Origin of the sequence: uncultured Shewanella sp. (assembly GCF_947491715.1) — a bacterium.
Classification (GTDB): Bacteria; Pseudomonadota; Gammaproteobacteria; order Enterobacterales; family Shewanellaceae; genus Shewanella.
Genome location: NZ_CANLKR010000004.1, coordinates 110276 through 132388 on the forward strand (window position 1 = coordinate 110276; position 22113 = coordinate 132388).

At 38.9% G+C, this 22113-nt stretch carries 22 protein-coding genes; 12 read left to right on the top strand and 10 right to left on the bottom strand.

Annotation, left to right across the window (positions count from 1 at the left end):
- Positions 1 to 20 precede the first annotated feature (20 nt).
- The 5 genes from mltB to rsfS form a co-directional block, all read right to left on the bottom strand.
- Complete coding sequence (gene mltB, locus Q0779_RS05775) at positions 21 to 1049, bottom strand: lytic murein transglycosylase B (RefSeq protein WP_298770436.1); 1029 nt, start codon at positions 1047 to 1049, stop codon at positions 21 to 23.
- A gap of 11 nt (positions 1050 to 1060) precedes the next feature.
- Positions 1061 to 2167, bottom strand: coding sequence for a rod shape-determining protein RodA (rodA, locus tag Q0779_RS05780; RefSeq protein WP_298770438.1), 1107 nt, complete (start codon positions 2165 to 2167; stop codon positions 1061 to 1063).
- Positions 2164 to 4014 carry a penicillin-binding protein 2 gene (mrdA, locus tag Q0779_RS05785; protein ID WP_298770440.1) on the bottom strand — a complete coding sequence of 617 codons (1851 nt, stop codon included), beginning with the start codon at positions 4012 to 4014 and terminating at the stop codon, positions 2164 to 2166. Before mrdA ends, rodA begins: the two co-directional genes overlap by 4 nt.
- A gap of 72 nt (positions 4015 to 4086) precedes the next feature.
- Complete coding sequence (gene rlmH, locus Q0779_RS05790; protein WP_298770442.1) at positions 4087 to 4557, bottom strand: 23S rRNA (pseudouridine(1915)-N(3))-methyltransferase RlmH; 471 nt, start codon at positions 4555 to 4557, stop codon at positions 4087 to 4089.
- A complete protein-coding gene (rsfS, locus tag Q0779_RS05795) occupies positions 4557 to 4886 on the bottom strand; it encodes a ribosome silencing factor (RefSeq protein WP_298770444.1) in 330 nt (109 codons plus the stop codon). The genes rlmH and rsfS overlap by 1 nt, the downstream gene beginning before the upstream one ends.
- 678 nt (positions 4887 to 5564) lie before the next feature.
- Between rsfS and brnQ (Q0779_RS05800) the strand changes: the two genes are divergently transcribed.
- From brnQ (Q0779_RS05800) to Q0779_RS05815, 4 genes are all read left to right on the top strand, one after another.
- Positions 5565 to 6911, top strand: coding sequence for a branched-chain amino acid transport system II carrier protein (gene brnQ / locus Q0779_RS05800; RefSeq protein ID WP_298770446.1), 1347 nt, complete (start codon positions 5565 to 5567; stop codon positions 6909 to 6911).
- A gap of 148 nt (positions 6912 to 7059) precedes the next feature.
- A complete protein-coding gene (brnQ, locus tag Q0779_RS05805) occupies positions 7060 to 8373 on the top strand; it encodes a branched-chain amino acid transport system II carrier protein (protein WP_298770448.1) in 1314 nt (437 codons plus the stop codon).
- A gap of 80 nt (positions 8374 to 8453) precedes the next feature.
- Complete coding sequence (gene folA / locus Q0779_RS05810; protein WP_298770450.1) at positions 8454 to 8936, top strand: type 3 dihydrofolate reductase; 483 nt, start codon at positions 8454 to 8456, stop codon at positions 8934 to 8936.
- 92 nt (positions 8937 to 9028) lie between these two features.
- Entirely contained in the window at positions 9029 to 9418 is a 390-nt protein-coding gene (locus tag Q0779_RS05815) for a DUF3718 domain-containing protein (RefSeq protein WP_298770452.1), read from the top strand.
- Between the two features lie 58 nt (positions 9419 to 9476).
- On the opposite strand, the gene Q0779_RS05820 is transcribed toward Q0779_RS05815, so the two are convergent.
- Together Q0779_RS05820 and Q0779_RS05825 are read right to left on the bottom strand one after the other, a co-directional pair.
- The gene (locus Q0779_RS05820; protein ID WP_298770454.1) at positions 9477 to 11498 is read right to left on the bottom strand and encodes a methyl-accepting chemotaxis protein; all 2022 of its coding nucleotides are present in this window, start codon (positions 11496 to 11498) and stop codon (positions 9477 to 9479) included.
- 153 nt (positions 11499 to 11651) lie between these two features.
- A complete protein-coding gene (locus tag Q0779_RS05825) occupies positions 11652 to 13106 on the bottom strand; it encodes a glycosyltransferase family 2 protein (RefSeq protein WP_298770456.1) in 1455 nt (484 codons plus the stop codon).
- Between the two features lie 536 nt (positions 13107 to 13642).
- On the opposite strand from Q0779_RS05825, the gene aroG reads away from it, so the two are divergent.
- The gene (gene aroG, locus Q0779_RS05830) at positions 13643 to 14695 is read left to right on the top strand and encodes a 3-deoxy-7-phosphoheptulonate synthase AroG (RefSeq protein WP_298770458.1); all 1053 of its coding nucleotides are present in this window, start codon (positions 13643 to 13645) and stop codon (positions 14693 to 14695) included.
- Between the two features lie 73 nt (positions 14696 to 14768).
- Here aroG and Q0779_RS05835 read toward each other — a convergent pair whose 3' ends face one another.
- A complete protein-coding gene (locus tag Q0779_RS05835) occupies positions 14769 to 14942 on the bottom strand; it encodes a hypothetical protein (protein ID WP_298770460.1) in 174 nt (57 codons plus the stop codon).
- A 429-nt stretch (positions 14943 to 15371) separates the two neighbouring features.
- On the opposite strand from Q0779_RS05835, the gene Q0779_RS05840 reads away from it, so the two are divergent.
- From Q0779_RS05840 to Q0779_RS05855, 4 genes are all read left to right on the top strand, one after another.
- A complete protein-coding gene (locus tag Q0779_RS05840; RefSeq protein ID WP_298770462.1) occupies positions 15372 to 15635 on the top strand; it encodes a hypothetical protein in 264 nt (87 codons plus the stop codon).
- Between the two features lie 116 nt (positions 15636 to 15751).
- On the top strand, positions 15752 to 16015 hold the full coding sequence (locus tag Q0779_RS05845) for a hypothetical protein (protein WP_298770464.1): 264 nt from the start codon (positions 15752 to 15754) through the stop codon (positions 16013 to 16015).
- A gap of 465 nt (positions 16016 to 16480) precedes the next feature.
- Positions 16481 to 17230 (top strand): ferredoxin--NADP reductase, encoded by a 750-nt coding sequence (locus tag Q0779_RS05850; protein ID WP_298770466.1) that lies wholly within the window; start codon positions 16481 to 16483, stop codon positions 17228 to 17230.
- Between the two features lie 104 nt (positions 17231 to 17334).
- Positions 17335 to 18267 carry a Dyp-type peroxidase gene (locus tag Q0779_RS05855; protein WP_298770468.1) on the top strand — a complete coding sequence of 311 codons (933 nt, stop codon included), beginning with the start codon at positions 17335 to 17337 and terminating at the stop codon, positions 18265 to 18267.
- A gap of 74 nt (positions 18268 to 18341) precedes the next feature.
- On the opposite strand, the gene argR is transcribed toward Q0779_RS05855, so the two are convergent.
- On the bottom strand, positions 18342 to 18812 hold the full coding sequence (argR, locus tag Q0779_RS05860) for a transcriptional regulator ArgR (protein WP_298770594.1): 471 nt from the start codon (positions 18810 to 18812) through the stop codon (positions 18342 to 18344).
- 338 nt (positions 18813 to 19150) lie between these two features.
- Between argR and mdh the strand changes: the two genes are divergently transcribed.
- Complete coding sequence (gene mdh, locus Q0779_RS05865; protein ID WP_298770472.1) at positions 19151 to 20086, top strand: malate dehydrogenase; 936 nt, start codon at positions 19151 to 19153, stop codon at positions 20084 to 20086.
- Between the two features lie 97 nt (positions 20087 to 20183).
- Here the strand turns inward: mdh and ispB are convergent, their stop codons facing one another.
- Positions 20184 to 21155: an octaprenyl diphosphate synthase gene (gene ispB / locus Q0779_RS05870; protein WP_298770474.1), complete on the bottom strand. Its 972-nt coding sequence runs from the start codon at positions 21153 to 21155 to the stop codon at positions 20184 to 20186.
- A gap of 280 nt (positions 21156 to 21435) precedes the next feature.
- Between ispB and rplU the strand changes: the two genes are divergently transcribed.
- On the top strand, positions 21436 to 21747 hold the full coding sequence (gene rplU / locus Q0779_RS05875) for a 50S ribosomal protein L21 (protein ID WP_298770476.1): 312 nt from the start codon (positions 21436 to 21438) through the stop codon (positions 21745 to 21747).
- A gap of 15 nt (positions 21748 to 21762) precedes the next feature.
- Complete coding sequence (gene rpmA / locus Q0779_RS05880; RefSeq protein WP_012141302.1) at positions 21763 to 22017, top strand: 50S ribosomal protein L27; 255 nt, start codon at positions 21763 to 21765, stop codon at positions 22015 to 22017.
- Positions 22018 to 22113 lie beyond the last annotated feature (96 nt).

Sequence of the window (22113 nt, forward strand, 5' to 3'; positions counted from 1 at the left end):
AAGTGATCAGGCGTTAGGTTTTATTGAAGAGCGATGAGCTGTTGATGGGCTGCCTTTAACTCCTGACTAAATTGATACACAGCCATGGCATATAAAGGGCTGCGATTATAACGGGTGATCACATAAAAATTATTATAGCCTAGCCAATACTCATTACTGTCTGCTTTATTTAGTTCAATAAGGAGTGCGGGACGATTGAGCGCTTCCTTGGCGGTATCAGTAGGATCGTCAACATAAGCCATAAAATCAGAAACGTGGTATTTGGGCTTTTTACCTGCCCAAACATCGAGATCCTTAGGCTTGTTCTGAACTTGCGCTAAAGGAATGGCAACAGGTGCGCCTGGTTGCCAGCCATGCTGATGAAAGTAATTGGCGACACTGCCAATGGCATCGACAGGGCTATTAAGTAAATCTCTACGGCCATCTTGATCAAAATCCACTGCATAATGGCGATAGCTTGAAGGAATGAATTGTCCATAACCCATGGCGCCTGCATAAGAGCCTTTCAGGTGGGTGATATCTAATTGCTCTTCTTGGGTTAATGCTTGTAAATTGGCAAATTCAGAGCGGAAAAAATCGGCGCGAGGGGGGTAATAAAACCCTAAGGTGTAGAGTGCATCGATGACGGGGTAATTGCCCATGACTTTACCATAGTAGGTTTCAATGCCTATGATAGCGACGATAATTTCAGGTTCGACTTGGTATTGCTTGGCGGCTTTTTCTATGGTGTCTTGATATTGCCTCCAAAACTGAATACCAGCATCCAATCGTTTTTGAGTGAGAAAAATAGGATAATATTGATCCCAAGGTTTCGCTTCCCAAGGTCGAGTCATCGCGTCAATGACCGCTTGATTATAATGTCCTTGCTTTAGGAAAGCCTCAATGTCGGTTTTATCATAGCCTGCGGCTAATTGCGTGTTGATAAAGTCTTGTTTGTATCGTGCCGTTTGTGTTTCTGATGCAATCTTAGTTGAGGAGCAAGCCATTAAGGCAAAAGAAGTAGCGGCTAAGAGAGAGAGCTTAGCCAACGAGCGAGAGAAAAAAGTCATAAATCCTTGTCCTATCTATCGATGAAACGTCTATGGGTATGTATGCTCATGAGAATGCCAAATCCCGTCATTAATGTCAGCATTGAAGTGCCACCATAGCTGATTAAAGGCAGTGGAACACCTACCACGGGTAATAGACCTGAGACCATGCCTATGTTGACAAAAATATAGACGAAGAAAGTCAGGGTAATACTGCCAGCTAATAGCCGTGAAAAGCTGGTTTGCGCTTGAGAGGCAATCATTAACCCTCGACCAATCACATAAAGGTATAATATCAGCAAGATAAGACTGCCAATCAAGCCAAATTCTTCACCGATCACGGCAAAAATGAAATCGGTATGACGCTCGGGTAAAAACTCCAGCTGGGATTGTGTTCCTTGTAGCCAACCTTTTCCCCAGAGTCCACCAGAGCCGATGGCAATTTTAGACTGAATAATATGATAACCTGCCCCAAGTGGATCTTGTTCTGGATTAAACAATGTCAATACTCGAGTGCGTTGGTAATCGTGCATTAAAAAGTACCAAAGGATTGGCAACATGGCTAATATGCCGATGACGACGCCAATGACAATGCTCCAGCTCATACCGGATAAAAATAGCACAAAAATTCCCGATGCAGCAACGAGAATGGAGGTGCCTAAATCGGGCTGTTTTGCAATCAATAAAGTGGGGACCAATAATAAAATCGCTGCACCCGCGAGGTAGCGTTTTTTAGGAGGTAAAGGAAATTTACTGATATACCAGGCCATAGTGATAGGAAACACTAGCTTGATAAGCTCAGAGGGCTGAAACTTCATAAAGCCTAAGTTTAACCAACGTTGTGCACCTTTATTGATCTCACCAAAAAAGTGTACGCCCAAGAGTAAAATAATCCCTGTAATGTAAATAGGAAAAGCCCAGCGTCTTAATACTTCTGGGTTGATCTGTGCCATGCCAAACATGATGATTAAAGAGAGTACCATGCGGACTAATTGACGATCGAGCAGTGCCATATCCTCGCCACCGGCAGAATAAATAACAATTAAGCCATAGGCCATTAGGCTGAGCAGTCCTAATAATAAAGGAAGGTCAATATGTAATCGTTGCCAAATATTCGGCTTATGGTTATGTGTACTCATTTCACCGTTTTTCCATTGTCTCTTAACATATATTCATCGAGCATAGCACGAGCGACGGGCCCAGCATTTTTTGATCCCCAGCCGACATTTTCCAGTACGACAGCGAGAACAATTTTCGGGTTTTCATAGGGAGCGTAAGCAATGACTAATGCATTATCACGTAAGTGTTCATCGACGGTTTTTGCGTTATATCGCGTATCTTCAGCAACACTAAACACCTGAGCAGTACCGGTTTTCATTGCGGCTGTATAAGTTGCACCTTTAAAGTGTTTATGTGCGGCTTCACGCATGGCCTCAGACACAATATTCCAGTTATTCGGGTTTGTTAACACGATTGGGGCCAATTCATTATCAGGGTTTTCGTTAGTGCTATTCTTGTTGACGGATTTCAGAAAATGCGGAATAAAACGCTTTCCTCGATTTGCTAAAATAGTGGCTGCATTGGCAATTTGCAGCGGTGTTGCTGTCCAATAACCTTGTCCTATTCCCACTGAAATGGTGTCACCAATATACCAAGGCTGATTATAACGAGCGCGTTTCCAACCTTTAGAAGGAAGAATACCTGGGGATTCCTCAGTAATGTCAATACCTGTATTTTCGCCAAAACCAAAAGGCGCCATAAATTTTGCTATGCTATCAACGCCACTTTTGTAAGCCAAGGTGTAGAAATAAGTATCGCAAGATTCGACAATGGCACTGTGGACATCGACCCAGCCATGTCCCCAGCGCTTCCAATCTCGGTACTTTCTTTCAACCCCCGGAATTTGCCAATACCCGGGATCCCATACACGGGTTTGAGGGGTGATGGTTTTATGTTCGAGCCCCATTAATGCCAGAAAGGGTTTAACGGTTGAGGCGGGGGCGTATTGACCTTGTGTCGCACGATTAATTAATGGGCGAGATTTAGAATTAAGCAATTTATTGTAAGCTTTAGAACTGATCCCATGAACAAACTGATTGGGATCGTAGCTAGGATTTGAGACCATTGCCAAAATACCACCATCACGGGGATCGATAGCGACAACGGCTCCCCGCTTGCCTTTTAATAACTCTCTGGCTTTTTGCTGTAATTGTAAATCGAGTGTCAGATAGATATCTTTTCCAGGTTCTGGTGCTTCTGACTTGAGTACACGAATAGTCCGGCCTCGGTTATTCACTTCTTCTTCTAAATGACCTGGTTCTCCATGTAATGTACTCTCGTAATAACGTTCAATGCCCTGTTTGCCAATGTCGTTAGTTGCGGCGTATTGTTTCCACTCATTTTCTCGTTCTAGTTTGGCTTGATCTCGTTGATTAATTCGGCCGACATAGCCTAATGCATGAGTCAATAGACTGGAATAGGGATAATAGCGCTTGAGTCCTGCTTCAACGGATACACCGGGAAAGCGATATTGATTAACACTGAATTGCGCCACTTCGTCTTCTGTTAGACGGTTTTTTATGGTTAAAGGTTTAAATCGGCGATGCCCTTTGAGAGAGGAGAGTACATCGTCAATTTGATCTTCACTTAAGGGAACAAATTTTTTAAGACGATCGAGCATTGCTGGAATATCTTTTACCTTTTCGGGTAGCATTTCTAGTGAATAGAAAGGTTGGTTTTCGGCGAGTAAAATCCCATGTCTGTCGTAAATTAATCCCCTATTTGGTGCGATGGGGACAACTCGAATACGATTATCATTGGAACGAGTAGTATAGTCTTGAAAAGAAAGAATTTGTAGATGGTATAGATTGCCTAATAATACGCCCAACAATGAAACGACACAGATAAAAGTAAAAATGGCGCGACGTTTAAACAGTGATGCCTCAGCAGCATGGTCATTCATTGTTACTCGTTTATTGGGTGCCACAGATCCAGTCTCCTTAACCTTTAAATTGTTAGGCACGTGCATTGAATCAATATCAATGTAGTGATTTGCTGCCTACTCTCTATGATACGGATGGTTGTTATTGATACTCCAAGCACGATATAAACTTTCAGCAACAATGACTCGCACTAAAGGGTGAGGTAGTGTCAGTGCTGATAAACACCAGCTTTCTTTGGCTGCTTGTTTACAGGCTGGTGATAATCCTTCTGGCCCACCAATAAGTAAACTGACATCTCGTCCATCGAGTTGCCATTTATTGAGTTGATTTGCCAGTGCTGGCGTCGTTAAATTTTTACCCGGCAAGTCAAGACTCACAATATGATTGCTTTTGGGGATTTGTGCGAGCATTAACTCGCCTTCTTTATTTAAAATGCGCGTAATGTCGGCATTTTTACCCCGTTTACCGGCAGGAATTTCAATAAGATCAAGCGCCATATCTCTAGGAAAACGGCGCTGATACTCTTGAAAACCTTGTTCGACCCAATTTGGCATACGAGTGCCAACGGCGACTAACTGTATTTTCATTATTCTGGTTTTTCTGACCAAAGTTTTTCAAGTTGATAAAAATCACGGGTTTGTTGTTGCATAACATGCAAAATAACATCCCCTAAATCCACTAATACCCATTCACTGGTATCTCGACCTTCAACGCCTTGGATATGGATTTTGGCGCGTTTTGACTCAACCACTAGATTTTCAGCAATAGAGCGGACATGTGTTTTCGAGTTACCAGAACAGATCACCATGTAGTCGGCAATATTAGATTGCTCTGAAACGTCGAGTATGACGATGTCTTTTGCTTTTAAATCTTCGATTTTATCGATTACAAATTGCTTTAATAGGGCGCTTTCCACGCTGAGTTACCTTTTAGTCTTAAAAATAGCGCAGCAGTATAGCAGGTTTAAAGGCTGACAAGTAAGTGACTCTTTAGTTATCGCTAAATTTTAATGTTATTTGGCTAAAGAGTATGAGCCATCAGTCGATTTATTCGAATTCTTTTTTACGCCATTTTGTTTTCTGAATGCTAGGTGAATGGATCTTAATTATTCTATTAGGGTTGAAAAGTATACACTTAATGAGATGGGTTCTATTTGTATTTAACTTTTTTTGTTGCTTTATAGTTTTGTTTTGGTGTTGTTTTTGTTTTTATTTTGGATGTTTTTATTTTGAATTTGGTTGTTTTAAACCCAATTGTTGTTGGTGTTTTTTTTTTGTGGTAAATACACTCCTTTTTTATTATATCTTTGAAATGTAGATTAGGTATTGGATTCACTGAGCCACTTCATTATTAACCGCTTTAAATAGGTGGCATGAGTATTGTTGGCTTAAAGAAATGATGCTGACAATTGAGCACGGTTGTGATGGATTTTTACTCATAAATTGAAGTGCGTGATTGAAGTCTCAGTAATAATAGATAAATGTGAGATAGATATTTTGGATTACAGATACGCGATAACGAAAACTTTATATCAAATATTAAAGCGTTAAGTTAGTTTCGTATACGGTAGCCAATTTTAAATGGGATAGTGACTTTGCAAAAAAATCAATTAAGTTTGGCAGATACTTTAGGCTTAGGTTTTATGACCTTTGCATTCTTTTTGGGCGCAGGAAACTTGATTTTTCCGCCTCTTGCAGGCTTCTTAGCCGGGGAGAATATGACATTTGCCATGTTTGGCTTTTTGTCTACCGCCGTCGGTTTGCCTCTATTGGCATTAATTGCTGTGGCAAAAGCAAATGGTAAAATAATGGCGTTGTTACCCGCTGGTATAGCGACATTATTTGCGGTAACAATTTTTATTATTATTGGCCCAGCCTTTGCCGCGCCAAGAACGGGATTAGTTGCATTTGAAGTGGGTTTTAAACCTTTTTTGACGGATACGAGTGCCACCGTTCAATTGGCAGATCTCACTTTTAATCTTGTACAACTCTATTATACTTTTACCTTTTTTGCGATTGCGATGTTTTTTGCTCTTTTTCCAGGAAAGTTGTTGGATAATGTTGGGAAAGTATTAACCCCTGTTTTATTATCATTACTGATTGGGTTAGCTATTTCTGTCATTGTATTACCAGGAGCAGATGTGCAAGCGGCCTCAGGGGATTATGTGTTTCATCCGCTCACCACGGGTATTTTAGAAGGTTATAATACGATGGATGCATTAGCATCACTGATTTTTGGTATTCTAATCATTGATATTCTTCGTAAAAAAGGCATTAATTGTCCACAGGCGCAAACTCAATATTTAGTCAGAGCGGCGATTATTGCGGCCATTGGGCTGGCTTTTGTTTATATTTCACTTTTTTATCTCGGCGCCACCGCTGGCGATCTAGCTGTCAACGCCACTAATGGTGGGCAAATTTTAACGAACTATGTGGTTAGAGAATTTGGTTCCGTGGGTCTAGTGTTACTGTCTGGTGTGGTGACGTTAGCGTGCCTGACAACGGCTGTCGGCTTACTGAGTGCTTGCTCAGAGTTTTTTAATGAAACCTTTCCTGTTATTTCATATCGTGCTTTTGTGATAATGCTTAGCTTGATTTGTGCTTTGGTAGCAAATGTGGGCTTATCTCAATTGATCAGCATTAGTGTGCCAGTATTAATGATGATTTATCCGGTTGCGATTGCTTTAGTGCTAGTGACTTTTTTGACATCTCGACTCTCACGTCCAGTATTCTCTCATCGATTAGTACTCAGCGTTGCTTTATTCTTTGGCATTATTGATGCGTTAAAAGAAGCGGGGATCAATGTCAGTGCTTTTGATTTTATGCCATTACAGCATCAAGGTATGGCTTGGTTATTACCTACACTAGGCACTATTTTTGTGTGCCTATTTATCAAAGCTGATAAAGATAAGCTTGAAGGTATAGCTGAAAATTTAAGCTAAATAAGTGTCTTTTTATTCGAATAATTAAAGCCCTAATGATTTAGGGCTTTTTTATCGATAGAGATTTATTTCCTATACTCCTTTAAACCACTAAAGAGCGATTGCTGCTACAGTGTTTATAGGGTTTTTCAATTATCATGAGTCATAGGTGAGCACTAATAAATTAAACCGCAAAGATACGCTAGCTCTTGGGTTGATGACTTTTGCCTTTTTTCTTGGTGCTGGCAATTTGATATTCCCACCTTTTATTGGCTTTTGGGCTGGAAAAAACATGATGTTAGCTATGTTTGGTTTTTTGCTGACAGGTGTGGGACTGCCCTTATTGGCATTAATGGCTGTGGCTAAATCCAATGGACAAGTCTTTGCTTTGTTACCAAAAAGTGTAGCAACATTTTTATCTTTTTTGATTTTTATTATTATAGGTCCTGCATTTGCTGTCCCTCGTACGGCATTAGTTGCCTATGATATTGGCTTTTTACCTTTCCTTGGAGAACATTTACCTCAATTGAATGTTTGGGGACTAAATATAAACTTCGCTCAATGTTTATATACCTTGGTTTTTTTTATCTTGGTATTATTTTTTGCATTATCACCGGGTAAGTTAATCGATACTGTGGGAAAAACTCTTACGCCGATAATGATTATTCTGCTGCTTTGTTTAGCTATTGCTGTGATGGTATTGCCCAGTATTCCTCTACAGAATGCCCAAGGTGATTATCAATCCAATCCTTTCATCAGTGGAGTTTTGCAAGGTTATAATACCATGGACGCGTTAGGGGCATTAGTATTTGGTATTTTATTGATTGATGTGTTGCATCAGAAAGGCATAAATAAAAAAGGGATGCAAAAGCGTTATTTAGTTCGTGGGGCTTTGATTGCGGCAATGGGGCTGGCTTTTGTTTACCTTGGACTGTTTTATTTAGGGGCGACGTCTACTGATTTAGGCTATATTCCCAATGATGGAGGGCAAGTATTAACGAGTTATGTGACTCAGCATTTTCATTATTGGGGATTAATATTACTGTCAATGGTTGTTAGTTTAGCTTGTCTTACTACTGCTGTTGGCGTGCTTGGTGCCTGCGCTGAGTTTTTTAATGAACAACTACCAATGCTTTCATATACGAGTTATCTGATTCTTTTTTCCATTGTTTGTATTATTGTGACCAATGTCGGCTTACCGGAGTTAATTATGATGAGTGAGCCGATTTTACGTGTTATTTACCCTGTTGCTATTGCTCTTATCGTATCCATTTTTTTAACGTCCCGTTTTTCACGACCGACTTTTTCACATTGTTTGATTGTAGGAGTGACCTTTATTTTTAGTTGTGTCGATGGTTTAGCAAACATTGGCGTGACTTTTCACTTTTTATCTTTTATGCCACTTCAAGCGCAAGCATTGACGTGGTTACTACCTACTGCACTGACGATAGCGTTATGTTTGTTATTGAGAAAATCGACATAAATGAGCCTCTTGGGCTTGTCTTTTCGGTTATCTTGTAGGTAAGATCACCTTTAATTGAATGAGTCAACATTGAGCATATTATGAAAATCGCTATGATTGCAGCGATGGCGAAAAACAGAGTGATAGGGAAAGATAATCAAATGCCGTGGCATTTGCCTGAAGATCTTCGTCATTTCAAAGCCATGACAATAAATAAACCTATCGTGATGGGGAGAAAAACATTTGAGTCTATAGGCCGCCCTTTACCAGGTAGGCAAAATATTGTGATCACGAGACAAGCAGATTTTTCAGCAGCTGGGATCACTGTTGTCGATTCCATTGAGGCCGCTATCCGCTCAGTAAAAGAGTGCGATGAATTGGTGATTATTGGTGGTGGGCAATTATACACGGCGATGTTACCAAAAGCTGATTGTTTGTATCTAACAGAAATTAATCTTGAAGTTGAAGGTGATACCTTTTTTCCTTATTGGAATGATGGTTCTTGGACAGAAGTGAGTCGAGTTAATGAAAAAAATAGTCATGGATTAGAATATTCCTTTATCAATATGGTTAAAAAATGTTAAATTGTATCAGTTTAACATTGTATTCAAAGGATTAGTCAGTACGACTTTCGTGCTTTCTTTGGGTTAATAAAAATAAGATAAGGGAGTGCCCGATGCGTTTGTTACCTACCGCTATGGCTTCGTTGATTGTAGTGTCTTCATTTTCCGCCCCAGTTCAAGCCGATCCACAACAATTGGCTGCCAATATTTGTCACTATGTAAAGAGTGATGATAAAAATCGTTTACGGAAGAAGTTAAAAGAAAACCGCTTAAAGTTACGAAATATTTATTCTGGTATTTCATGTGATGGAAAAAGTTTGTTGCGAACGGCTTTGGATGCTAAAGCTGATAAAATCGGTACCTTTGTCGCTAAACGCTTGTCAGTGAAAGAGTTGAAATCTGTTGAAGCAGATGGTCAAACCATCATTGATTGGGCGAAAGCAAAAGGTTATACATCGAGTAATATCACTTCTGCCATTGAGGCTAGAATAGCGGGTAGTTAACCGGAGTAACATAAAAATACCGAATTGAGGTTCGGTATTTTTATGTTCAGTGGTGATGTTATATTTTAAATTCTTTCACAGAGGCTTGTAATTCTTCCGCAAGCTGAGCAACTTGATGGCTTGATTGGGCCGTTTGATCCGCACCTGTTGCAGTTTCTTCTGATATAGATGCTATATGTTCTAATTTTTCAGATACTTGTTGGCTAACGATGTGTTGCTCTTCTGCTGCTTGAGTGATATGAGTCCCTGAATCATGTGCTTTATGGACAGCATGGCTAATACTTTCTAATGCATTATTGGCTTGCTCTGTCTTATCAACGCATGAGTTGGCTTGCTCTTTACCCAGCTCCATTACTGATACAGCGTGTTCTGCGCCTTGTTGAAGCACTTCGATCATTTGCTGTATTTCTTGTGTGGAATCTTGTGTGCGAGAGGCGAGACTTCTTACTTCATCGGCGACAACAGCAAATCCTCTTCCTTGTTCTCCTGCTCGTGCAGCTTCAATGGCAGCATTCAATGCTAATAAATTTGTTTGATCGGCAATGCCACGGATCACATCTAAAATTGATCCAATAGACGCACTATCAGCATGTAATTGATTGATAACTTTACCCGCTTTTGAAACCTCATCAGCAAGAGCTAAAATGGTTTGTTTATTCTCATCGGCGATGAGCCTCATATGTTGACTTTCATCATCGGCGGCCTTTATTTCGGTTAGAGCGGCATTGGCACTTAACGTGACTTGCTGTGCGCTGGAATGTAATTGAGTTGTGGCAGCTGCAACTTGGTCGACTTGATTTTTTTGTTCTTGGATCCCAACTGTTGTTTGCGCTGTGATAGCGGAGGTTTCCTCTGCCGCAGCTGCAAGTTGATCTGAGCGATGTAAAATGCCTTCTATTAATTGGCGAAGGCTGTCGATTAAGCGATTACAATTTCTTGATAGTTTAGCGAATTCATCGTGGCCTTCTTCATTGAGTTTATGAGTTAAATCGCCTGAAGCGAGAATATTAAAAGCTTGATTAACATTATTCAGTGAGCGCTTTAATGGCCAAATGACAGCAATGCTGACAATGATGGACACTATGATGGCTATGATCCCTAAAATAAGGGTATTGACACTGGCTGAGTGAATATTGTCAATGGCTGTAAGGCTGACTTTTTGAGACATAGACTCAATCGCATAAGTCAATTTTTTCATTGACTCATCTGTATTACTCAATTCTAGCTCTATCTGAGAAAATAAGTTATTAGCTGACTGCTGACTTTCAAGGACTTGGCTTTTGAGCATTAAAATAGAATTGTTACCTTCTATGAGGGCAAATAATACTATGGCTTCATCATTTATTTTGCGGATGACATCGGTATCAATGATGTGTCCCCATGTTTCCGATAAGTAATTTAGTTTATTCTTTGTGTCACTCACGATAAAGGTGAGTTCTTTTTGAATGGTATCAAATTTAGCTTGATCTTTAACTTGTAGTAAGTCATAGCTGGTACTGACAATACCGCTGAATCCAGTATCGATGCTGCTGGCTATCGAAGCAATTTGTTGCTCTTGTGGATCGTCACTGATCTCAAAATCGATTAAATCGAGTAAATAGGAGGCAGTATCGTCTGCTGTATTTTCAATGGTATCCATTTTTTCCAAAAGGCGTTCTTTCGTTAGCAGTGTGGCTTTATGAGTGGTCAGTAGGCGTCGACTATTTTCATTGAATGCTTGATAATTTTTGTTCAAGTCGGCCAAAATATTATCAAAGCGAGTGTCATTTTTGACTTGAGCTGCTAATGCTTTTAATTCTCGAGTAAATTGTTGGTAATATTGTTCAGATTGAGCAGAAAAAGCATTGATTTTATTGGAATCTTGACTATAAAAAGCAGTGATGTTTTGTTTTTCTTGAAGAAAAAGCGAACTGGATAAAGTGTGGCTTGATTTTAAAGCAGGAATGCTGACATTTTGTAGCACACTGGTACTGGTTTTTAGCTTATTATTGGTGAGTAAAGCGGCAGCACCTAATATAATCAATAATAAAGTGACGACACTAAACCCTCCTATTACACGTGTAGCGACATTCATTTTCATAGAGGACTCCATCGGTATGTTTACTCGTGTAAAATCACGTGAATATATAAGCATATCGGCAGTAAAGTGAATGAGTTTAGTCATTTTTTTGCTTTTTTTAACTTTAATTTAACCTTAATAAGTAAAGGCTAAATAAAGTGTATTGATAGTTCATTATTTGAGTCGGTTGAGGTGTGATTTTTCAGAGGGATCGTGCTTGCAAACAGACTTACCATTGATAGCTAAATTATGGAGTGAAATAAATGATATGAGGTTATAAGACAGTAAAACAAAGGGGGTTAAACATATATGAATGAGGTTACGCAATAAACCCACCTTTTCTTTTTCAAGATGAAAGAAATGGATAAAAAGGCTATCAATACAAAAGACCCACACAATAAAAATCCATGGGATCAGGCCCAAAACATACCAAATTTCAGGATTATTTGTATGCTGATAATGATGCCAAATCGGGATGGCGATTAATGTCGCAAAAAAAATAATGCTTTGAAAGATACCGTAGAGTAAAGTCATTGTGAGCGTTAAGCGACTTGTTATCATTAGTCCCATGTTGAAGGCTTTAGTGCAAATGTAATGAAATACTTCAAATGCGCCAATGCTCCACCTTTTTGTCTGTCGGTGCCACTCACTTAATTCTTCCTGCCAATTATCACCTGAAGTCGGGCCGCAAATAACAGGTAAATAAACAGGGCGCAACCGAACTTTACCTTTGCGAGTATTCATCGTGGAGACAAAATAGTGCATATCTTCCATTTGATAATTGGGATCAAAAAAGTCATTGTCTATGCATAATGTTAACGACGACGAATAAACGCTCATTGAATGGACTTGGAAAGGTATATTGAAACCTATCATCCAAATTGTTCTAAAAAGTGCGGTTATTCTTGTAAAAAAAGGTGCTTGATTGAGATTCCAGTTATAGAATAATGCGGCTTGCCATATGGCGTTCTCTCCAATGGTCTCTGGGATTGATTCATAGTCATGGGCGATATACTCTAAATATCGACGATGTAGAAGTGTATCTGAGTCCATAACGGTTAAAAGAATATGATTGAGATTGAAATCATGGGGAAGCTTGTGGATCATGGCTAAAACTTGTTTTACCGCAAAACGTTCATTACTGCACTTTCCTGGTATTTCATTTTCAATATCACTTGGATGGACCGTGATGTTAAATAAATAGAATCGCGTTTCATACTTACCCTTTAAAGTGTGTTTCGAGGCATTGAGATTGGGGCTTTTAGCTTCAAAACTGATGTTCAGAATAATGTTGTGTTGAGCATTAATTGTTTGTTTGAGTATGGATTCGATAGACTGTTGGATAACTTCAATGGGTTCTTCAAAGCAGGGAATTATAATTAGGTGTTTTGTCGCTGCTTTGTTCGGTACAGTGATTACCTTTTTATTTTCGATGAGCATTCGGCTAAAAAAATATCCACTTAATACTATCATTAGTAGCATTAAACTGGCTTGTAACCCCCAGATCATTATTGAAAAGTGGTAGCCTTTTTCTGGATTAACTTGCCAAAGGTGCCCAGCAAGAAATAAGATCCCCCAAAGTGTAGGCAATAATAATAAGTACCAACGAAATATTTGTCGATTTTTCATGTAATTTAGCATCTTGGTTGATTCACTTATCAAAGGCTTATGTTGAGTTAATCTTAAGCTGTATCAAGTATAGAAGTTATTGAGTATTTTTTAGTTTTATTGGCAAATGGCTTGACGTAGAATGACTATGCTTTCAACAATTCGTCTAGCCTAAATCACTTTTCATTCCAGTTGAGTATGTCATTTTATATTGATTTAGCTATATGTGTAGAGGGCTTATTTTATTAATGAATTCACTTGGCTTGTGCATTATTTCAAGGTTTGTTATTAAGCTAAATAATTTTTAAAATGTTCCAATATTGTTTTAAATGTTTACTAAATGTTTTTACATGGTGTTTTTTGATTGTTTATGTAAGTTTAATGTCCTGTTTTAACATTTTTAACACAAGTTGATTTTTATATAACCATCTGAAATGTTAGATATTAATTAAAAAAGACTTAACCTTATTGCAATGTGAATGGATACTCGATAGTTTATAGCCGTTATATTATTAAGAGATCCTATTTAATAGGTTAAGCGGAGCTAATTACTGACCATGTATTACCAAAATGATGATGTTCGTATTAATAAGATTAAAGAGCTGTTGCCCCCCATTGCTATTTTAGAACGATTTCCGGCGACACAGAACGCATCTGCTACAGTATTTAATGCTCGAGAAAATATTCATAATCTATTAGCAAAAAAAGATGATCGTTTGCTTGTGGTTATCGGACCTTGCTCGATTCATGATACTGAAGCCGCAATGGAATATGGTCAACGTTTGGTTAAACTGCGTGAAAAATATAAAGATCAACTCGAAATTGTTATGCGGGTTTATTTTGAAAAACCAAGAACCACAGTTGGGTGGAAAGGTTTGATTAATGATCCCTATATGGATAATAGTTTTAAGATTAACGACGGGCTACGTACTGCTCGTAAGTTACTCTTAGATTTGAATAACATGGGGATGCCTACAGCGGGTGAGTTTCTTGATATGATCACGCCACAGTATGTTGCAGATTTAATGTGCTGGGGAGCTATTGGAGCCCGTACGACTGAATCTCAAGTTCATCGGGAACTGGCTTCAGGATTATCTAGCCCTGTTGGGTTTAAGAATGGCACAGATGGTACAATAAAAGTGGCGATTGATGCTATTGGTGCAGCCAGTGCGGCACATCATTTTTTATCTGTTACTAAGTTTGGGCATTCAGCGATTGTGGAAACCAAGGGGAATCCAGATTGCCATATTATTCTACGGGGTGGAAAAGAGCCCAATTATAGTGCTGAACATGTTGCGCGGATCAGTGAACAGTTGAGTAAAGTCGGTCTAGCTCAAAATATTATGATTGACTTTAGTCATGCCAATAGTAGTAAACAGTTTCAGCGTCAAATGTTGGTAGCTGATAATGTTGCTTCACAAATATCTCAAGGTGAACAAGCGATTTTTGGTGTCATGGTAGAAAGTCATCTTGTTGAAGGACGTCAAGATCACGTGTCAGGTCAATCACTTTGTTATGGTCAAAGCATTACGGATGCTTGCATTGGTTGGGATGATACAGAAGTATTATTAAAAACACTTAATGACAGTATCTTGGAACGTAGAGGGTAAAGTCAGAGGATTATGGAGGTTATTTTTATACCTCCATATAAGGGTTTATTTTTAATTTTATAATCGAATGTTCTTAGGCTCGTTGGCTCAGTAAATAGTCATTGGCTTTTGCTAAGCTTCCAAAGGATGCGATTAAGTTATTTTGACCTTTTTCTTGGATTTCAGGGTTACCCGATTGGGTCATCATCCATATCCAAGTTTGGATGAGTGGTAATGGTGGGTATTGTATATTTGATGAATCCAACATTGTTGCCCCTTGCTTGAATCTGAGTGAGAATACTTTTTTGCTAACTCAATAATATGAATGTTCGATATTTTTGAGGTTTAAAGCTACAGTTTACAACCTTTACAAAGGTTAACAATATTCGACTTAATGTTAAATCTTTTTTTACATATATGGCTAACCTTTTTTAGGTAATTTTTATTGTTTTTATATTGAAACAATTTTATTGAAAGATATTGAACATAATGATGCACAAATATTGTTGGGAAAGAGATTATAAAACAATAAGCTTAGTTTGTTTGTTTTATGCGTTTTTTTCGGTGAATTGGAAGTGTTTTAGAGTAAATATGCGAATTTTTTAACTAAAAAATCAAAAAAAAGAGTGCATATTGTGTGAATATGAATTAATTTAGATATGGTTTTATTAAAAATTGTGCTATTTGGGCGGTGGTTATGAAAAATATTCCTTTACAAGTCAACATTGAAGGTCAGGGCACCAAAGTTAATACTGATTGGTTAGCGATAATGGCGACACTTAAGAAAAGAGGTTTATCTCAGTTAGAGCTTGAATCTGTCTATTGTGAAGTCAATGCGGGAATGCTTGTGACAACGCGTGGGCTGACGCTAGCGAGATGGGTACCTTCAGAGTCATTAAACGGCATTATTAAAGAAGGAAGCTTACCTTCACAAGAAAGTCCTAATTTAGTTACAGCTTGACGGGTGTGATTGATGACGTAACTAGGCTCAATATAAATTAATGGTAGATATCACTGGGTTATTTAATATAGATTAACTATAAGCGACACCTAAAGCATCCAGAGGAGATAATACTAATGAAGAATATTCCCCTACGCGTTAATATTGAAGGTCAAACGAGCAAAGTAAACACTGATTGGTTAGCAATAATGGCGACGTTAAAAAAGCGTGGTTTAGAACAAGATGAGCTTGCTAGTGTTTATTTTGATTTAAATGCTGGAATGAGAGTAACAACCCGTGGATTAAGTCTTGCAAAGATCACTGTGACTCAGAATTTGGAAGGAATAATTAAAGATTCTGCGGTGTTAAAGACTGATTTTACTTCTGTTGTCAGTGATTAGGTTATTTTCCCTAATTTCCAGTAATTGCAGAGTAAATTAGCTTGTGAAGAAGGGAGGGCTTGTGTCAAGGTTACGATTCTTCCCTCTTTGTAACATATTTTTTCTCCTTCAATGATGAACATATGGTTGCAACTCCTGCAACTAAAATATATAGCCTGTTTTTTTTGCCTTAAATCCTTCATGCTGTAGCTCTTCTATCGAACGATACAATCATTTATAGCGCTATTTAAGCATTTTTCATACACAATATAAAGCTTTCTTTATGTGGTTCCATTCACTGCTTTTTTTGTATTCATTGAAGTTATATACTGTAACGGACTTTGTGTGTAGTGATTTTGTTTTTTGTGAGTGTTTAAATGGCGGGAACATGAGTCTTGCTTGCTTGTTGGTGTGTTTACATTTACTCCCAAGACTATGTTAACGTTTGTGTTGGTTATTCTTGTTTTTTCATCTTATGAGGTGATTATGTGGACTACAGGTCAAGTTGTCGAGCGCATTGATTGGAATGATAAGTTGTTTACATTAAAAATAAAATCAACGCTTTCTCCTTTTATTGCTGGTCAGTTTATCAAATTAAGCCAATTGATTGATGGCAGGCGGGTTGCTAGGGCGTATTCGTTAGTTAATAGTCCTGACTCTCAGTATCTTGAGGTTTTAGCGATTGCTGTGGATGGAGGCCAATTATCACCTCGTTTGCATTTGTTAGAGGCTGGGGATGAAATTGAGGTGACAACGACGGCTGCAGGTTTTATGACATTAGATGAGTTGCCAAAGGAAGAACAAACGCAATCTGATCTATGGTTTCTAGCGACAGGTACTGCCGTTGGGCCTTTCATTTCAATTATGGATACACAAGAGCCTTGGCAACGTTTTAAAAAAGTGATTTTGGTTTACGGTGTTAGAGAGAAGCAAGATCTAGCTTATTTTGAAAAACTACAAGGTTTAGTATCAACTTATTCAGATCAGTTTAGGTTAATTTTGTCAGTGACAAGAGAAGATGTCTCAGGGGCATTATCGGAACGCATTCCCGATGCGTTAGAGAGTGGTAATCTAGAAAAAATGGCGGGAACAATACTGAGCCCAGAACATTCTCAGGTTATGCTGTGTGGAAATCCTGGAATGATTTCAGAGTCTGTTGAGGTATTGAAAGCGAAAGGCTTGACGAAAAATTTACGTCGTGTGCCGGGTCAGATCACGATGGAAAAATATTGGTGATCATTTGTTGTTATTTTATTTGGTTACTTGAGTTTGATTATCTTATTCAATAACGAACTTACGGATCAGTTGGAACAAAAATTTAGTTATAAAGGTGATGAGAGATGGAGAGTCAGGCAATGCCTCGCGAGCAGTTAGGAATTTGTGCCGAAGGCAATTTACACAGTATTTATTTAATGCTCAATGCAAATGAAAATGTTGAGTCTCAGCTGCGTCCCTGTGTTGCTAATGTTGCTCAATATTTATATGAGTTAGCAGATAAATATGTTGATAGTGCCTTTAGTGGCTTTATTGCCATCGGTGCTAATTATTGGGAAAATCTGTATGGCGATCTTCGTCCAGAACAGTTAAAGCCTTTTCCTGCAATACACGAAGGTAATAGAGAAGCACCTGCTTTGGAATATGATTTATTTGTGCATATTCGCAGTGATAGATTCGATATTTTACATTTAGTTGCCAATGAAGTGGACCAGATGTTTGATGGGTTAGCTGAACTTGTTGAAGAAGAAAGGGGGTTTCGTTTTATGGACAGCCGAGATTTGACCGGTTTTGTCGATGGAACTGAAAACCCTAATGGTAGGAAGCGACAAGAGGTGGCTTTAGTCGGTGAGAGGGAGCCAAATTTTTGTGGTGGAAGTTATGTGCACGTACAAAAATTTGTGCATAATTTAAGTAAGTGGAACCGACTTCCTCAGAAAAAGCAAGAAGATATTATCGGCAGAACGAAACTGGATAATATTGAATATGCTACAGAAGATAAGCCGCTATTTAGTCACATCAAGCGGGTTAGCCTAAAAGATGAACAAGGTCAGTCACGGGAAATTTTACGACAAAGTATGCCTTTTGGCTCAGTGAAAGAGCAAGGTTTGATGTTTATTTCACTGTGCGAAAATGCGATTAACTTCGAAAAAATGCTGGAAAGTATGATGTTAGGTGATAAAGAAGGTAATCATGATCATTTGATGCACTTTACCCAAGCCATCACAGGCTCATCTTTTTTCGCCCCATCATTAGATTTTATGTTGGCACAAAATTAAGTCAGAGTGACCATTGAATGTAGAGGGCTAAAATGATGTTCAAGCATTATTTTCGCCCCCTGTTATTTTAATCGTTAATCATTATAATTAAATAATGATTTAACTGTTTGCAGTGTATCTTCAATATGTTGGATATTTGAAGGAGTGATAAAAATGGTATCATCACCTGCTATTGTGCCTAAAATGCCTTCAGGTTTACCGATAGAATCTAATAAACGGGCAATCAATTGCGCTGCCCCTGGACTGGTTCTTACCACTATCATGGCTTGATTATGATCGACGTCCAGTACTAAGTTTTTTAATGGGCTAGTGGCGGTGGGCACACCTAATTCCGCAGGCAGACAATAAACCATTTGTTGTTTGGCATTGCGCGTTCTCACTGCACCAAATTTGCTCAGCATGCGTGAGACTTTGGATTGGTTGATATTACTGAAGCCCTCGGCTTGCAATGCATTCACTATTTCACTCTGTGAGCCAAAACGCTCTTCTTTTAAAATGGCTTTAAAAGTTTTAACAAGTTCATCCTGATTTCTAATTACTTGCATCATATTATTATTCTTTATTCAAAAATACACTTTATTCTGAGTATTACTGCACCATTTGTCAACAATTATTCGGTTTTTGTGAATAATAATGCATTTCAGCAGAGTGTAGATAAATGAAAGTGAGGGGGGGGGGGGGAGGGATAGCAAATAAGGCTTTTTATGTTTTTTTAGTGATTTATTTTTGTTTTTTCATTGTAACTCAATTGTTTTATTTTGGTAACCCTTATTTTAAATAAACATAACGCTAGAATAATTGAACTTTTGCCGTTAATCCAGTAGGGTGACGGCATTAAAATTGTTCTTGTTTACACACTATCAGAGAATTAATGGAGAAAACTATGAAAGTTGCCGTTCTTGGTGCCGCAGGTGGTATTGGTCAAGCATTAGCTTTACTGCTGAAGACACAATTACCAGCAGGGTCTGCATTATCGCTGTATGACATCGCCCCCGTAACGCCAGGTGTTGCCGTTGACTTGAGTCATATCCCAACAGATGTTGATGTGAAAGGTTTTGCTGGAGAAGATCCTTCTGCAGCCTTGATTGATGCAGATGTTGTGCTTATTTCTGCAGGCGTTGCTCGCAAACCGGGTATGGATCGTTCAGACTTGTTCAATATCAATGCGGGAATTGTAAAAAATCTTGTTCAAAAATGTGCAGATAACTGTCCTAAGGCGTTAATTGGTATTATCACCAATCCGGTTAATACCACAGTTGCCATTGCGGCTGAAGTATTAAAAAAGGCGGGTGTGTATGATAAGAGTCGCTTATTTGGCGTCACAACATTAGATGTGATCCGCTCTGAGACCTTTATTGCAGAAGCGAAAGGTTTAAATGTCGATGATGTGAATGTGAATGTCATTGGCGGACATAGCGGTGTGACCATCTTACCTTTGCTTTCACAAGTCGAAGGGGTGAGCTTTACAGATGAAGAAGTGGCAGCACTGACTACGCGTATTCAAAATGCAGGTACAGAAGTTGTTGAAGCTAAAGCGGGTGGCGGAAGTGCGACTCTATCTATGGGTCAAGCAGCATGTCGTTTTGGTCTATCGTTAGTGCGCGGTTTGCAAGGTGAGCCGAATGTTGTTGAATGTGCTTATGTTGATGGTGGCAGTGAGCATGCATCGTTTTTTGCTCAACCTATCTTGCTTGGTAAGCAAGGGGTAGAGAAAGTATTAGCTTATGGTGACGTCAGTGCTTTTGAAGCGAATGCTCGCGATAGTATGCTGGATACCTTAAAAGGTGATATCGAATTGGGTATTGATTTTGTAAAATAAGTGTCCAATTGAGTATCACGGGTATAAATATAAAAATGGCGCTTTATAGCGCCATTTTTATATTCGTAATGCGTTAAACGTTAACAAGTTAACTGAGTTAATATTTACGGACGACAGCTATTTGAGCTAATGAAATCAGTGCCTTTTTGTAATCTGAATCTGGAATACCCGTTAAAGCCTGAATAGCTTTCTCAGATTCTTCTTGTGCTCTTTTTTCTGTATATTCTAATGCTCCACAGCGAGTTAGTGCCGCTAAAATAGTATCGATATGCTCGGTACCATCTCCTTTTTCAATGGCTTCTTTGATTAAGGCGACTTCATGCTCGCTGCCATGTGTAATGGCATAAATTAAAGGCAATGTCGGCTTTCCTTCTGCAAGATCATCACCAATATTTTTACCTAATTCTTCAGGATCCGCTGTGTAATCGAGCAAATCATCTGTGAGTTGAAAAGCGGTTCCTAAGTACTTGCCATATTCAGCAAGGGCCGTTTGTGAAGCGTCAGAGCTTGCTGCAATAACACCAGCCAGCTGAGTTGCGGCTTCAAATAACTTTGCAGTTTTACAGTAAATGACCCGCATATAATCCGCTTCACTGGTATTGGGATCATTGCAATTCATTAATTGCAATACTTCGCCTTCAGCTAAAATATTGGTTGTGTCTGCAAGGATTTCGAGTACTTTTAAGCTTTTCAATTCAGTCATCATTTGAAATGAACGGGTATAAAGAAAATCGCCGACAAGCACACTCGCGCTATTGCCAAATAAAGCGTTGGCGGTTTCTCGTCCGCGTCTTAGCAATGATTCATCTACAACGTCATCATGCAGTAAAGAAGCGGTATGAATGAATTCTATAATGGCGGCAAGCTTCAAGTGATCCTCACCTTGGTACCCCATTGCGCGAGACGCAAGGATAGAAAGCAGTGGGCGCATACGCTTTCCACCACCATTAATAATATAGACACCTAGTTGATTAATGAGGGCTACATCAGATTTTAACTGTTTGTAAATTAATTGGTTAACATCTTGCATGTCATTATCAGCAAGATGTCGAATGGCGTTTAAATCCATAAATAGACTCTGGTTCGATTGGCTGCAATAATATGGAAGCAACGCAATGCTAGATTCAAATAAAATAGGATAATGGGATTCTACCTAAATTTAACGTACAAGACAGCATGAGAATGAGAAAGAATACCGAATAATGCTCTTTTTTTATTCTTTAGGAATTAAGACTTGTCAGTTAAGCCTTCTTAGCGTAAACTCCGCGACCATTGTCATTAAAGCTTTTGTGGCACCCCGATCTCAACATTATTGAGCGGCGTGCTAGAAATTTTGGAGTAAAATAGCTATGTACGCTGTTTTTCAAAGTGGTGGTAAGCAGCATCGTGTTGCTGAAGGCCATACAGTTCGTCTAGAAAAATTAGAAGTTGCTACTGGTGAAACTATCGAATTCGATCAAGTTCTTTTGGTTGCTGATGGTGAAACAGTACACGTAGGTGCACCTTTAGTTGAAGGTGGTAAGGTTGTTGCTGAAGTTGTTAGCCACGGCCGTGATGAGAAAGTAACAATCGTTAAGTTCCGTCGTCGTAAGCACCACGATAAAAAAATGGGCCATCGTCAATGGTTCACCGAAGTTAAAATTACAGCTATCAACGCTTAATTAGGAGTCTAACTCATGGCACATAAAAAAGCTGGCGGTTCTACTCGTAACGGCCGCGATTCAGAAAGTAAACGTCTTGGTGTAAAGCGTTTTGGCGGTGAATCCGTTCTTGCTGGTAACATCATTGTTCGTCAACGTGGTACTAAGTTCCATGCTGGTGTTAATGTTGGTATCGGTCGTGACCACACTTTATTTGCTTTAACAGATGGTAAAGTGAAATTTGAAGTTAAAGGTCCTAAGAACCGCAAGTTCATTAGCATCGAAGGTTAATTTGTAGCGTTAAGCGCAAATGACTGAAAGAGCCCCGCCATTGGTGGGGCTTTTGTTTTTGTATAGCAATAAAACTGTTATTTGGTCACAGAGTGA